The 13,439-nt window shown below is 68.8% G+C and carries 11 protein-coding genes; 2 read left to right on the forward strand and 9 right to left on the reverse strand.

The annotated features are described in order from the left end of the window. Positions 1-58: 58 nt before the first annotated feature. From OO70_RS13815 to OO70_RS13840, 6 genes are all read right to left on the reverse strand, one after another. Positions 59-1,837, reverse strand: a complete 1,779-nt coding sequence (locus OO70_RS13815) for an IucA/IucC family protein (RefSeq protein WP_043669308.1) — start codon at positions 1,835-1,837, stop codon at positions 59-61. Then, positions 1,834-2,385: a GNAT family N-acetyltransferase gene (locus OO70_RS13820; RefSeq protein ID WP_043669311.1), complete on the reverse strand. Its 552-nt coding sequence runs from the start codon at positions 2,383-2,385 to the stop codon at positions 1,834-1,836. The genes OO70_RS13815 and OO70_RS13820 overlap by 4 nt, the downstream gene beginning before the upstream one ends. After that, entirely contained in the window at positions 2,382-3,665 is a 1,284-nt protein-coding gene (locus OO70_RS13825; protein ID WP_043669314.1) for a lysine N(6)-hydroxylase/L-ornithine N(5)-oxygenase family protein, read from the reverse strand. The genes OO70_RS13820 and OO70_RS13825 overlap by 4 nt, the downstream gene beginning before the upstream one ends. Then, on the reverse strand, positions 3,649-5,091 hold the full coding sequence (gene desA, locus OO70_RS13830) for a lysine decarboxylase DesA (protein ID WP_043669317.1): 1,443 nt from the start codon (positions 5,089-5,091) through the stop codon (positions 3,649-3,651). Before desA ends, OO70_RS13825 begins: the two co-directional genes overlap by 17 nt. 166 nt (positions 5,092-5,257) lie before the next feature. Then, positions 5,258-6,094, reverse strand: coding sequence for a siderophore-interacting protein (locus OO70_RS13835; protein WP_043669320.1), 837 nt, complete (start codon positions 6,092-6,094; stop codon positions 5,258-5,260). 110 nt (positions 6,095-6,204) lie between these two features. Beyond that, positions 6,205-7,254, reverse strand: a complete 1,050-nt coding sequence (locus OO70_RS13840; RefSeq protein WP_043669323.1) for an ABC transporter substrate-binding protein — start codon at positions 7,252-7,254, stop codon at positions 6,205-6,207. A gap of 263 nt (positions 7,255-7,517) precedes the next feature. Here OO70_RS13840 and OO70_RS13845 point away from each other — a divergent pair, with 263 nt between their 5' ends. Together OO70_RS13845 and OO70_RS13850 are read left to right on the forward strand one after the other, a co-directional pair. Then, positions 7,518-8,609: a polyprenyl synthetase family protein gene (locus OO70_RS13845; protein ID WP_078651416.1), complete on the forward strand. Its 1,092-nt coding sequence runs from the start codon at positions 7,518-7,520 to the stop codon at positions 8,607-8,609. Next, complete coding sequence (locus OO70_RS13850; protein ID WP_234336840.1) at positions 8,606-9,367, forward strand: biliverdin-producing heme oxygenase; 762 nt, start codon at positions 8,606-8,608, stop codon at positions 9,365-9,367. Before OO70_RS13845 ends, OO70_RS13850 begins: the two co-directional genes overlap by 4 nt. A gap of 9 nt (positions 9,368-9,376) precedes the next feature. On the opposite strand, the gene OO70_RS13855 is transcribed toward OO70_RS13850, so the two are convergent. The 3 genes from OO70_RS13855 to OO70_RS13865 are packed head-to-tail and all read right to left on the reverse strand — an operon-like array spanning position 9,377 to position 13,419. Then, positions 9,377-10,537 (reverse strand): acyl-CoA dehydrogenase family protein, encoded by a 1,161-nt coding sequence (locus tag OO70_RS13855; RefSeq protein ID WP_043669329.1) that lies wholly within the window; start codon positions 10,535-10,537, stop codon positions 9,377-9,379. Between the two features lie 6 nt (positions 10,538-10,543). Beyond that, positions 10,544-11,482 carry a hydroxymethylglutaryl-CoA lyase gene (locus OO70_RS13860; protein WP_043669889.1) on the reverse strand — a complete coding sequence of 313 codons (939 nt, stop codon included), beginning with the start codon at positions 11,480-11,482 and terminating at the stop codon, positions 10,544-10,546. Between the two features lie 8 nt (positions 11,483-11,490). Beyond that, a complete protein-coding gene (locus tag OO70_RS13865) occupies positions 11,491-13,419 on the reverse strand; it encodes an ATP-binding protein (RefSeq protein WP_043669892.1) in 1,929 nt (642 codons plus the stop codon). Between the last annotated feature and the right edge of the window lie 20 nt (positions 13,420-13,439).

Below are 13,439 nucleotides of genomic sequence, written 5' to 3' on the forward strand. Positions count from 1 at the left end.
GTGAAGGGGGCGGGCACCCCGGGGGACCGTACCCCGGGGGGCCCGCCTGCTTGTGGTGTCAGAACCCGGCGATCGGGTTCTTCAGGGTGCCGACGAGCTGGAGCGCGCCGGACGGGTCCGCCAGGTCCACCATCTGCTTGTTGTTGCGCAGCTGGAGCCGGTTGAGGCAGGACAGCGAGAACTCGGGCGCGAACATGTCGTACTGCCGGAACTTGTCGGCGAGTTCGGGTGCCGCGTCCTGGTACTCGCGGGTGACGTCCGCGACCGTACGCCAGAAGTCGTCCTCCTCCAGGACGCCCTCGGCGGCCAGGTTGGAGGCGAGGAAGCGGAAGAAGCAGTCGAAGACGTCCGTGAAGATCGACAGGAGCTTCTTGTCCTCGGGGACCTCGACCCGCAGCCGCTCCACGGTCGGCGGCAGCACCGCGTCCGGGTCCATGACGGCGATCTCCTCGGCGATGTCCTTGTAGATCGCGCGCTGGACGACACCGTCCTTCAGGACGAGGATGACGTTCTCGCCGTGCGGCATGAACACCAGGTCGTAGGCGTAGAAGCTGTGCAGCAGCGGGGTGAAGTACGCCCGCAGATAGCGCCGCAGCCACTCCACCGGGGTCAGCCCCGACCGCTCGATCAGCGCGCCGGCGAAGGACGCGCCCTCGTGGTCCAGGTGCACCAGCGAGGCCATCGTCGCGAGGGACTCGCCGTCCTGGAGCGACGACACCGGGCTCTCGCGCCACAGGGCGGCGAGCATCTTGCGGTACGGCGAGTAGCGGTCGGTCGCCGCCTCGTACTCCAGGTGCCGGTAGCCGACGGCGGCCTGCTCACGGATGATCGACAGGCCGGTGGACTTCAACACCGGGTCGTTGTCGATGAGTTGGGCGAGCCAGTCGTTGATCGCCGGGGTCGCCTCCATGTAGGCGGCCGAAAGCCCGCGCATGAAGCCCATGTTGATGACGGACAGGGCCGTCTTCACGTAGTGCTTCTCGGGGTGGGACTTGTTGAAGAAGGTCCGGATGGACTGCTGGGCGAGGTACTCGTCGTCGCCCTCGCCGAGGCAGACGAGGTGGCCCTGGGCGACCTCGGCGGCGAAGGTGACGGTGAGCTTGTTCCACCACTGCCAGGGGTGGACGGGGATGAGGAGAAAGTCGTCGGGGTCGAGCCCCCGGTCGACGAGGGTCAGCGCGAACCGCTCGACCGTCTCCGCGCCCAACTCCCCCCGGATGAACGACTCGTACTCGATACCCACGCCCGCCGTGAACGCGGCCCGCGACCGGTGCGCGGCCAGCCACACCAGGCGGACCGGGCTCGCGGTCTCGGGGGCGTACGAGAGGTACTCGTGGATGCCGAAGCCGAGCCGGCCGTTGTTGGCGACGAAGCAGGGGTGGCCCTCGGTCATCCCGGTCTCGATGGCCTGGAAGTCGCTCTTCACCAGCTCGGCGACCGGGATCTGCGGCTTGGTGAGCTTGTAGCAGGTGCCGGAGAGGGTGGAGGAGATCTCCTCCAGGTACACCGGCAGGATCTCCTCGCTCAGCCCGAGCGCCTGCTTCAGCTCGATGAAGAAGTCCAGCGCGGCGAGGGGGAGTTCGGCGCCGTCGCGGTGCCGGCTGATCGAGTCGGCGTCGACCTGCCAGTGGTCGAGGGCGTACCGGGTGGCGGTGAACCGGTAACGGGTCAGACCGTCGTCACTGCGGACGACGTACAAGTCGCCGTCCCGCTCGACCAGTTCGGGCGTGACCAGCCGCTCGTGCGCGAACTCGGCGAGGGCCTTGCGGATGAGGAGGCGGTTGGCCTTCTCCCAGCGCTCGGGGGAGAGATGGGCCACGGCGTCGGCGAGGCTCATGCGGACACCGCCGTAGCGCTCAAGAACTGCTCCCGTGTGCAGAAGCTCAACAAGGCTTTCTTCTCCGGCTTCTGGATCTCGCGCTCGGGCACGAACCCGACCGCCTCGTTCAGGGCGTGCACGGCGGTGTTGGACACGTCCGGCTCCACGACGACACGTGCGACCGCGGGGTCCTCGAAGAGGCGGGCCATCACGGCCGTGATCACCGAGCGGGTGAAGCCGTGGACGGGTGCCTCGGTGGCCGGCGTCAGGAAGTGCATGCCGACGTCACCGGGCAACGGCTCGTACAGGCCGACCAGTTCGCGATGACGGGGGTCGTAGTACTCCATCAGGAAGGCGGGAACACCGTCCTGGAGCCCGAGCAGGGCGTGCTGATGGTCGTCGGCCGCGATCTCCATGTACGCGCGCTCGACGTCCTCCAGTTTCGCGTCCTGCATCATCCAGAACGCGGCCTTGGGGTGGGTGAGCCACCGGTGCAGCAACTCGGCGTCCTGGAGCGGGTCGAGGGGGCGGAAGGTGAAGGTGCCTGTGGTGGTGAGGGCGCTCATACGGCGAACTCCTGGAACGCGATGGCCTGTTCGACCGGGTAGTACTCGGTGCCGAGCAGCTCACGGATGATGTACGAGTTGCGGTACGCGCCCATGCCCAGGTCCGGGGACGTGATGCTGTGCGCGTGGACGCCGGCGTTCTGGAGGAAGACGCCGCGGCCCGTGGTGTCGATCGAGTAGTTGCGCGCGATGTCGAAGTTGCCCTGCGAGTCGTAACGCAGCCGCTCGTGGACGGGCTTGAGGAAGTCCGGCTCGGCGTACTTGTAGCCGGTGGCGAGGATCAGGCCCTGGGAGCGCAGGGTGTAGTCCTTCTGCTGCTCCTCCTGGCGCAGGCCGAGTTCGTAGACGCCGTCGCGGTAAGTGGCGTCGTTGAGGGAGGAGTTGGTGAGCAGCCGAGTGGGAACTGGCCCCCCGACCTTCTTCTGGTACAGCAGGTCGAAGATCTCGTTGACGAGGTCGCCGTCGATGCCCTTGAACAGGCCCTTCTGCTCGGCCGTGAGGCGGTAGCGGGTCTGTTCCGGCAGTGCGTGGAAGTAGTCGATGTACTCCGGGGACGTCATCTCCAGCGTGAGTTTCGTGTACTCCAGCGGGAAGAAGCGCGGCGAGCGCGTGACCCAGTTCAACTCGTAGCCGTGGACGTCGATTTCGCTGAGCAGGTCGTAGTAGATCTCGGCGGCGGACTGCCCGCTGCCGACCAGCGTGATGGACTCCTTGGCCTGCAACTCCGCTTTGTGCTGCATGTAACGGGAGTTGTGGATGAAGTCGCCGCCGAGCCCCGCGACGGCCTCCGGGAGATACGGCGGGGTGCCGGTGCCCAGGACCAGGTGCCGGGCGCGGTACACGTCACCGGTCTCGGTCCGGACGACGTAGACCCCGTCCTCGTCCTCGTACTCGACCTCGGTCACCGTCGTGCTGAAGCGCACGTTGGTGAGCCTGTTGGCGGCCCAGCGGCAGTAGTCGTCGTACTCGACCCGCAGCGGGTAGAAGTTCTCGCGGATGTAGAAGGGGTACAGACGCCCCTTCTCCTTCAGGTAGTTGAGGAAGGAGTACGGCGAGGTCGGGTCGGCGAGGGTGACCAGGTCCGACATGAACGGGGTCTGGAGGTGGGCGCCGTCGAGGAACATGCCGGCGTGCCACTCGAAGTCGGGCTTCGAGTCCAGGAAGATCCCGTCGAGTTCGGCGATGGGCTCGGTGAGGCAGGCGAGGCCGAGGTTGAAGGGTCCGAGCCCGATGCCCACGAAGTCGTAGGTCTTGGTGGCGGGTTCAGGAAGCGCGGTCAAGGGACTCTCCCAGGTACTGCTCGGCATGGCCGGCGATCAGGTCGAGGACGGCGGCGATGTCGTCGGCCGTCGTCTCGGGGTTGAGCAGGGTGAACTTCAGGTAGTGGCGGCCGACGACCTTGGTGCCCGCGACCACCGCGTCGCCGGAGGCGAACAGGGCCTTGCGGGCGTACAGGTTGGCGCGGTCGATCTCGGCGGGGTCGGTGACGGCGGCCGGGATGTAGCGGAAGACGAGGGTGGAGAGCGAGGGCTCCACGACCACGTCGAAGCGCGGGTCGGCGGCGAGCAGCTTCCAGCCTTCAGCAGCCAAGTCACAGACCTCGTCGAAGAGTTGACCAACACCATCGGCGCCCATCACGCGCAGCGTCATCCACAGCTTGAGGGCGTCGAAGCGGCGGGTGGTCTGCAGGGACTTGTCGACCTGGTTGGGGATGCGCTCCTGCACCATGCGCCGCGGGTTGAGGTACTCCGCGTGGTAGGTCGCGTGCCGCAGGGTGTCCGCGTCCCGTACCAGGACGGCGGACGAACTCACCGGCTGGAAGAAGGACTTGTGGTAGTCGACGGTGACCGAGTCGGCGCGCTCGATGCCGTCGAGGCGGCCCCGGTACTTCAGCGAGGCGAGCAGACCGCAGCCGTAGGCCGCGTCCACGTGCATCCACACCCCGAACTGCTCGCACAGCTCGGCTATTTCGGGCAGCGGGTCGATGGAGCCGAAGTCGGTGGTGCCGGAGGTGGCGACGACGGCCATCGGGACGAGCCCGGAGTCCTTGCAGCGCTCCAACTCCCGGGCGAGAGCCACGGTCTGCATGCGCTTGTCGGCGCCGACCGGGATCGACACCACGGCGTCCTGACCGAGTCCCAGCAGTTTCGCGGACTTCTTCACGCTGAAGTGGCTGACCTCGGAGGCGAAGATGCGCAGTTCGGCCAGGCTGTCGGTCTTGGCCTCCTCGCGGGCCAGCAGCAGCGCCTGGAGGTTGGACTGGCTGCCGCCGGAGGTGAACACCCCGTCCGCGTGCGGCCCGAGGCCGATCCGTTCGTTCGTCCAGTCGATCAGCTTGCGCTCGATGAGGGTGCCGCCGGCCGACTGGTCCCAGGTGTCCAGGGAGGAGTTGACGGCGGAGAGCACCGCCTCGCCGAGCACGGCCGGGATGACGACCGGGCAGTTGAGATGGGCGAGGTAGCGGGGGTGGTGGAAGTAGACCGCGTCCCGCAGGTAGACCTCGTCGAGTTCGTCGAGCACCGCGGCCGTGTCGTGGAGCGGGCGGTCGAGGTCGATCCGGTCGATGAGGGGGGAGAGGGCGTCGACCGAGACGCCGGTGAACGGTCGTTCCGTGGTGGCGAGTTTGGCCGCCACCCGCTCCACGCCTTCCGTCACGGAGCGGCGGTAGTGCTCCGCAGTCGTGTCATTGAGCAGGTGCGAGCGCATGTGGGGGTCCTCCGGTGGGGAAGTCCGTGCGGGACAGGTGAGCGGCGGGGTTCCGCAACATCAACTTAGGTAAGCCTAACCTAACTTAACGTCCACGAAACCCGCCCCATCCGTGACAGCCGTCACTCGCGCATCAGTGGTCCGTCAGTGGTCTGTCACCGGCTGCCTAGCGCTCGGCCTCGCGCAGTTGCTCCTCACTGAGCCCCTGTCGCCAGTACCCGACAAAGGTCACCCGTCGCCGGTCGAACCCACGCTCACCCACGAAGTGCCGCCGCAGCGCCTTCACTTGACCGGACTCGCCCGCGATCCACACGTACGGCCGCTCGGCGGGCGGGAGTTGGGCGGCACGAAGGGCGCCGAGGGCCATGGGGAACCCCTCGGTGCCCTCGTTCCCCCGCACCAGCCAGGTGACTTCGGCATCGGCCGCGGTCCCCAAGTCCTGCATGTCACCGGCGTGTTGGACCTCCAGCCACACCCGCGCACGGATGCCGGCAGGCAGCGCCTCGAGAATGGCCGACACGGCCGGTACGGCGGTCTCGTCGCCCCAGACGACCACGAGGTCGGTGTCCTCGGGCGGCCGGAACCGAATCGCCCGATTGTCCGCGACCGCCGGCCCGAGCAGCACGACCCGATCACCGGCGGACGCGCGCGAGGCCCACCCGGAGGCGGGCCCGGCGGGTTCGTGCAGCACGAAGTCGATGTCGATCTCGTCGGGATCACGACGCAGCGCGCGAAGCGTGTACGACCGCATCACCGCCCGTACGTCATCGGGCAGTTCACGCCACGCTTGCCACCACCCGTCACCGAGCTCGTACGGCACGGCCGGCTCCGACTGACCCGGATGCGGCAGAAAGAGCGACAGGGACTGATCACACCCGTCGGAGAAGAAGTACGCCAGATCGTCCCCGCCAAAGGAGACCCGAACAAGAGACGGCCCCAGCCGCTCCGTCCGCAAGACCTGGAGAGAAAAGAAGCGGAAGGGGGCGGCTACGGCCGTCGTCATCGGGGTGACTCCTGGATGGGCGTCAGGGATACATACCTAGGGGCGCGGGGAACTGCGCGACCAGCCACAACCGGCCCGCAGCTCCCCACGAAGGCTCAACCACCCCTAATTCAGCTGACCTTCTTCGCGTTCTCGATCGCCTCGGCCAGATCCTCAAGCAACGGCGCACACTTGGCGTACGACAGAATCGGCTCGGGATTACGGGCGATCACCTGGTTCGCCTTAACCGCAGGCAACTTCTTCCACGTGCCCTCAGTAATGTCAGCGGGCTGAATCGCCGAAGTCCGGTTGTCCATCATGATGATGTCCGCCCCGTACTTGTCGACGTTCTCCCAGCTCAGGTTCTCGTACCACCCACCGCTCGCCTTCAACGCCGCAGCGGACGGCTCGACGAAGTTCACGCCGAGCGCCTTGTAGTACTCGAGGTCGACGGAGAGGTTGGACCCGGAGACGTAGAAGATGTCCTGGCTCGCGGAACCGGCGAGGACCTTGATGTCGGGCTTGGCCTTGGCCGCGGCGCGCAGCCGTGCCGCGGCGTCCTCGAACCGCTTCTTGGCCGCCGTGATCGTAGAAGAAGTGGTGTCCGCGCCAAGGGACTTGGCGAGTTCCAGCATGCGCGCGAGCGGCGTCGGCAGCTGGACGTCGTACACGGAGATGCCGACGGTCGGGGCGCCCACGGCGAGGATCTTCTTCTTCGACTCCTCCGGGACGTACCAGAGCGTGCCGGCCGCGTCGAACATCGTGGTGAGGAGGACGTCGGGGGAGAGGGCCGCGTACTTCTCGATGTTGAACTGGCCCCACTCGTTGCCGATGATCGTGACCTTGCTGATGTCCAGGTCACCGGCCTGCACGTCGGCCTTGCCGTCCTTCAGCTTGGTCGGACCGAAGACGCCCTTGGACTCGATGCCGTAGTCGTGCAGCGCGGCGGCGACACCGATGAAGGAGACGATGTTCGCCGGGGTCTTGTCAGCCTTCGAGGTGGTGCCCCGGTCGTCCTTGAAGGTCCACGGCCCGGACTCGGCGGCCGTCGTCTCCTTGTCCGAGCCACCGCTTTTCGCGTCTTCGTCGCCGCAGGCCGCGAGCACGGCGCCGAGGCCGAGGGCGCCGCCCGCGGCGAGGATGCCGCGGCGGGAGAGGTGGGTGGCACGGGCGTTGGACATGTGTGGCTGCTTTCGAACAGGGCGGAGCGCCCGCCGGACAATTCGAAGGTAGGTTAGCCTAACCTCACTGGATGTCCAGCGGGCGGGGTGATCGTCATCCGACTCTGTGTCACTCCTGTTCTGCCCCTGTGAGCGCAGGTCTCGCCCACTTTGGCTTTCAACCTCCTTGTCTCGTCCGCCCGTTGTGATCACGCTCGTTCGTAGCGAGCCGCGCGCACGGATGTTCGGTGATATGCGGAGGTGGAGTGGCTACCACGGTGGACATGACGGGTGTGGAAGCGGTGGTGCGTGGCGACGCGGCACTGCTGGAGGACGACCTGGCCGAGTTCCTCGGCTCGCTGACCGCCTCGGCGCGGGCGGCAACCTCCGTGTACGACGCGGCCCTGCGCCGCGCCCTGTACGAACCGGTCGCCGACGCCGTCGGATCCAAGGTCGGCCAACAGGCGTTGCCGCCCACGCCCGGAGCACCCGGCGGCCGGGCTCCCCTGCGCCCCTCGATGGTCTACTGGGCGTACCGCAACTACCGGGGTTTTCCCGAGGAGGCGGAGAACGCCTCCGACTTCGCGGTGATCCGCCGAACGGCAGTTGCCGTAAGGATTCTGCTGAAGGCCGCCGTCGCCCTCGACGACATCCAGGACGGCAGCGACGTCCGCTACGGCGAACCCGCCCTCCACACCACCCACGGCACCCCGCTCGCCCTCAACACCGGCGCCTGGCTGATCATGTCCGCGCTGCGGCACGCCGCCGACCCGGCCGTCGTGGACAGCCTGGTGCGCTCGGTCGGCGCCGGCCTCACCGGGCAGGCCGTCGACATGTCCTCGCGTACGGCGCTCACGCGCGCGGAGTTGATGTCCGCGCCGCGCGCCACACGGGTCGACTTCTGGGAGTCGACGGCCGCCCTCAAGACCGGAACCCTGTTCTGGATGCCGCTCGACGCGGCGGTCGCGGGACTGCGGGTGGTCGAGGACGAGCGGCTGGCCCTGGACGGCGCGATGCGCCAACTCGGGCTCGCCAGCCAGCTGTTCAACGACCTGACCGACTTCGTGCCCGAACTCGGCGGCGCCAACACCCACGAGGACTTCGACGGCCTGGGCAACCGGGTCCTCCTGGAACTGCTGGACGACGCACCACCCGGCCAGGACTTCAAACCGTACGTTCTCGGTCACCCGAGACTGGAGCGCATGCTCCTCGCGCTCGCCGAGGAGGCCGTGGCCCTGAAGCGCGCCGCGAAGGACGCCGTCCACGGGGTGTGCCGCTCCGAGCGCAGCGCCGGCTACTTCGACGTGACGATCGAACGCAAGGGCCACCTCATCGACCGTCTGCTCACGACGGTCCGGCAGCGGAGCGGCGCATGACGGACATGGACATGGGCACGGGCACGGGCATGGACACGGGCGCGGGCACGGGCACGGACACGGGCACGGGCATGGACACGGGCACGGGCACGGGCGCGGGCACGGACACGGACACGGACACGGACACGGACACGGTGAGTCGGCGGCTGAGGAGCGGCACCCGCGCCTGGCACGAGGCCCTGGAAACCACCGGATTCGCCACCGCGATGCTCGCCGGAACCCTCCCCCTCGACCGGTACGTCGGCCAACTCGCCACCTACCGGGTGGTGTTGGAGATCCTGGAGACCGAACTGGCCCGCGCCACCTGCCCGTCCGTCGGCTCAGTGTGGTCGCCGGACCTGGTCAAGCTTCCGCTCGTCGAACGCGACCTGCACCACTTCGCCGCCCTGGGCACGGCCCCCGAACCCTGCCCGGCCGCCGAGGAGTTCACGGACGAGATACGGCGGACGGCGGCAACGGAACCCCGCGAACTCCTCGGCTTCCTCTACGTGTTGGAGGGCTCCACCCTCGGCGCCCTGTTCCTCCTCAGGTACGTCACCGAGGCGTACCGGCTCACGGACGGGAACGGCGTGTCGTACTACGGCAGCGGCGACCGCACCCGCTGGGCGGCCTTCGCCGAGCGCCTCGACCGGGCGCTCGGCGAACCCGACGTACAGGAAAGGGTGTTGGCCGCCGCGGAGCGGGCGTACCACCATGTCGCCGTGATCTCACGGGAGTTGTCGGTGGGACTCGACAGCCCGGCGCCCGAGCCGGTGTAGTCGGCTCGGTCAGCCCGCGAGACCCAACTCGCGGGCGATCAGCATCCGTTGGACCTCGCTGGTGCCCTCGCCGATCTCCAGGATCTTCGAGTCGCGCCACATGCGGGCCACCGGGTACTCGTTCATGAAGCCGTAGCCGCCGTGCACCTGGGTGGCGTCGCGGGCGTTGTCGACGGCGATGGTGGAGGAGTACAGCTTGGCGAGGGCCGCCTCCTTCTTGAAGGGCTCGCCGGACACGAGTCGCGAGGCCGCGTCGCGCCAGGCGAGGCGGGCGGTGTGGGCCTTCATTTCCATGTCGGCGATCTTGAACTGGATGGCCTGGTTGGCGCCGATCGGCCGCCCGAACGCGTGCCGTTCCTTGGCGTACTTCACCGACTCGTCGACACAGCCCTGGGCGAGGCCGGTGGCGAGGGCCGCGATGGCGATCCGGCCCTCGTCGAGGATGCGCAGGAACTGGGCGTAGCCGCGGCCGAGTTCGCCCAGCAGGTTCGCCGCCGGGACGCGGACGTCCGCGAAGGACAGCTCACGGGTGTCCGAGGCGTTCCAGCCGACCTTCGAGTACGGCGCCGCGACCGTGAAGCCCGGCGTCCCGGACGGCACGATGATCGCGGAGATCAGCGGCTTGCCGTCGGGCTTGCGGCCCGTGACCGCGGTGACCGTCACCAGACCCGTGATGTCCGTACCGGAGTTGGTGATGAAGCACTTCGAACCGTTGATCACCCACTCGTCGGTGTCCGGGTCCAGCCGGGCCGTTGTACGGGTCGCGCCCGCGTCGGAGCCGCCGTCCGGCTCGGTCAGTCCGAAGGCGCCGAGGATCTCGCCGGAGCACAGCCGGGGCAGCCACTCGGCCTTCTGGGCGTCGGTGCCGAAGAGATGGATCGGCATCGCGCCGAGCGAGACCCCGGCCTCCAGGGTGATCGCGACCGACGAGTCGACCCGGGCCAGTTCCTCGAGGACGAGGCCCAGCGCGAGATAGTCGCCGCCCATCCCGCCGTACTCCTCGGGGAACGGCAGCCCGAACAGGCCCATGCGGCCCATCTCGCGGACGATCTCGTAGGGGAACTCGTGCCGCTCGTAGAAGTCGCCGATCTTCGGCGCCACCACGTCGTGCGCGAACGCCTCGACTGTACGGCGGAGTTCTTCCAGCTCGGGGGAGAGACGGTGGTCCATGGCGGGTCACTGCTCCTTGTGGGGCTGTGTCGTTTTACCGAGTGCTCGGACGGTGCGGGACGGGCTGGGTCGGCCCAGTTGGTCGGCCATCCACACGCTGGTGGCGGTGAGACGGTCGAGGTCGACTCCGGAGTCGATGCCGAGACCCTGGAGCATCCACACCAGGTCCTCGGTGGCGAGGTTGCCGGTGGCGGACTTGGCGAACGGGCAGCCGCCGAGGCCTCCGGCGGAGGCGTCCACGGTGGTGACGCCGTGCTCCAGGGCCGCGTAGGTGTTGGCCAGTGCCTGGCCGTAGGTGTCGTGGAAGTGCACGCCCAACACGTCGGTGGGGACGCGCTGTTCGTTGAGCGCGGCGAGAAGTTCCAGTACGTGCCCGGGAGTCGCGACACCGATCGTGTCGCCGAGGCTCAGCTCGTCGCAGCCCATGTCGACCAACGCCCGGCAGACACGCACCACTTGGGCGATGGGGACCGCGCCCTCCCAGGGGTCGCCGAAGCACATGGAGACATAGCCGCGCACATGGGCGCCCTCGTCCTTGGCCCGGGCCACGACGGGGGCGAACACGGCCAGCGACTCGTCCACCGTGCGGTTGAGATTGGCCTTCGCGAAGGACTCGGTGGCACTGGCGAAGACGGCGACACGGGTCGCCTTCAGGGCCAGGGCCCGGTCGAGCCCGCGGCCGTTCGGCACGAGGACGGGGAGGTGTACCCCGGGGATGTCGCGCACGAGCGGGAACAGCTGCTCGGCGTCGGCCAGTTGGGGCACCCACTTGGGGTGGACGAAGCTGGTGGCCTCGATGGTGGTCAGCCCCGCGTCGGCCAGTCGCTGGATGAACTCGGCCTTGACCTCGGTGGGCACGGTCGACTTCTCGTTCTGGAGTCCGTCACGGGCCCCGACCTCGTGGATGCGCACCCGCGCGGGCAGATCGGGGGCCGGTACGACCATCGGGAGTGTCACTGGTCCTCCTCCGCAGGTGTGACGACCGCCAGCACCTGGTCCATGGCGACCGTCGCGCCGGGAGTCACATCGAGTTCGGCGACCGTGCCGGCGTGCGGCGCGGAGACGACGTGCTCCATCTTCATCGCCTCGACCACCAACAGGCTCTGCCCCGCGGCCACTTGGTCCCCCACGGCGACCTTCACCACGGTCACCGTCCCCGGCATCGGCGCGGTCAGCGAACCTGCGCCGGAACGGTCGGCCCCGCTCAGCGAGGCGGCCACCGGATCGTGGTCCCGCACCTGCCAGGCGTCCCCGTCCCGGCCCAGCCAGTCACCGGCGCGATGGAAGGTGTGCCGGACACCGTCGAGGGTGACGGCGACCTGGTCGGCGGTGACCGTGTGGCTGCCGCGCGGGACGTACTCCACGGGTTCGGTCACCTTCAGGTGGAACCCGACCGGCTTCGGCACACCGCCCAGCCGCCACCCACTCGGCACCGAGAACGGATCCGTCCAGCCCTCCCCCTTCGGCCGCAGAGCATCCAGCCGTACGGCGGCTGCCGCCTCGTAGACCTCCTCGGGCACCTCGTCCGGGATCAGGGAGTCCGCCTCGCGCTCGACGAGCCCGGTGTCCAACTCGCCCGCCACGACGGCCGGATGGGCGAGGAACCTGCGCAGGAACCCCGCGTTCGTCGGCACGCCCAGCGTCACCGTGTCCGCGAGGGCGGCCCGGAGTTTCCTGAGCGCGGTCGCGCGGTCGGGGCCGTAGGCGATGACCTTGGAGAGCATCGGGTCGTAGAGACTGCCGACCTCGGTGCCTTCGGAGAGGCCGGAGTCGGTGCGGATGCCGTCGCCGGAGGGTTCGTGCAGCTTCAACACCGTGCCGCCGGAGGGCAGGAACCCGCGCGCGCCCTCTTTAATAGACACAGTTTCGGCGCAGATCCGCGCCTCCACCGCGTGTCCGGTGAGCGTGATGTCCTCCTGCGCGAAGGGCAGTCGCTCACCCGCCGCCACCCGCAGCTGCCACTCCACCAGATCGAGCCCGGTCACCAACTCCGTTACCGGGTGCTCCACTTGGAGGCGGGTGTTCATCTCCATGAAGTAGTACGACGAGGGGTCGCTGCCCGGCACGATGAACTCCACCGTGCCCGCGCCCGCGTACCCGCACGAGCGGGCCGCCTGCACCGCCGCCTCGCCCATCGCCGCGCGGGTGCCGGCGTCGAGGAGCACGCTCGGCGCTTCCTCCACGACCTTCTGGTGCCGGCGCTGCAAGGAGCACTCGCGTTCGCCGAGGTGGACGACGTTGCCGTGGCCGTCGGCCAGGATCTGGATCTCGATGTGGCGGGGGCGGTCGACCCACCGCTCGACCAGGAGAGTGTCGTCGCCGAAGGAGGCGCGGGCCTCGCGGCGGGCGGCGGCGATCTCGTCGTCCAGGAGGGTGAGGTCGCGGACCAGGCGCATGCCCTTGCCGCCACCTCCGGCCGACGGTTTGAGGAGGACGGGGGCGCCCAACTCGTGTGCCGCCTTGGCGAGTTCGGGGTCGCGTCCGCCAGGGACGACCGGGACGTCGGCCGCCTCCACCGTCTCCTTGGCGCGGATCTTGTCGCCCATGAGGGCGATGGCGTCCGCCGGAGGACCGATGAAGACCAGCCCGGCGTCGGCGCACGCGCGCGCGAAGGCCGCGTTCTCCGCGAGGAAGCCGTACCCCGGGTGCACGGCCTGCGCGCCGGTGCGGGCCGCCGCCTCCAGGAGCCGCTCCACCGACAGATAGCTCTCCGCCGCCGGTGCGGGACCGATCCGTACCGCCGTGTCGGCCTCCCGGACGTGCCGGGCGTCCGCGTCGGCGTCGGAGAAGACGGCCACCGAGCGCACACCGAGCGAGCGCAGGGTGCGGATCACGCGGACCGCGATCTCGCCCCGGTTGGCCACGAGGACCGTGTCGAACATCGCGAGTGTGTCGACCGTTT

It is taken from the genome of Streptomyces xylophagus (assembly GCF_000716435.1).
GTDB lineage: Bacteria > Actinomycetota > Actinomycetes > Streptomycetales > Streptomycetaceae > Streptomyces > Streptomyces xylophagus.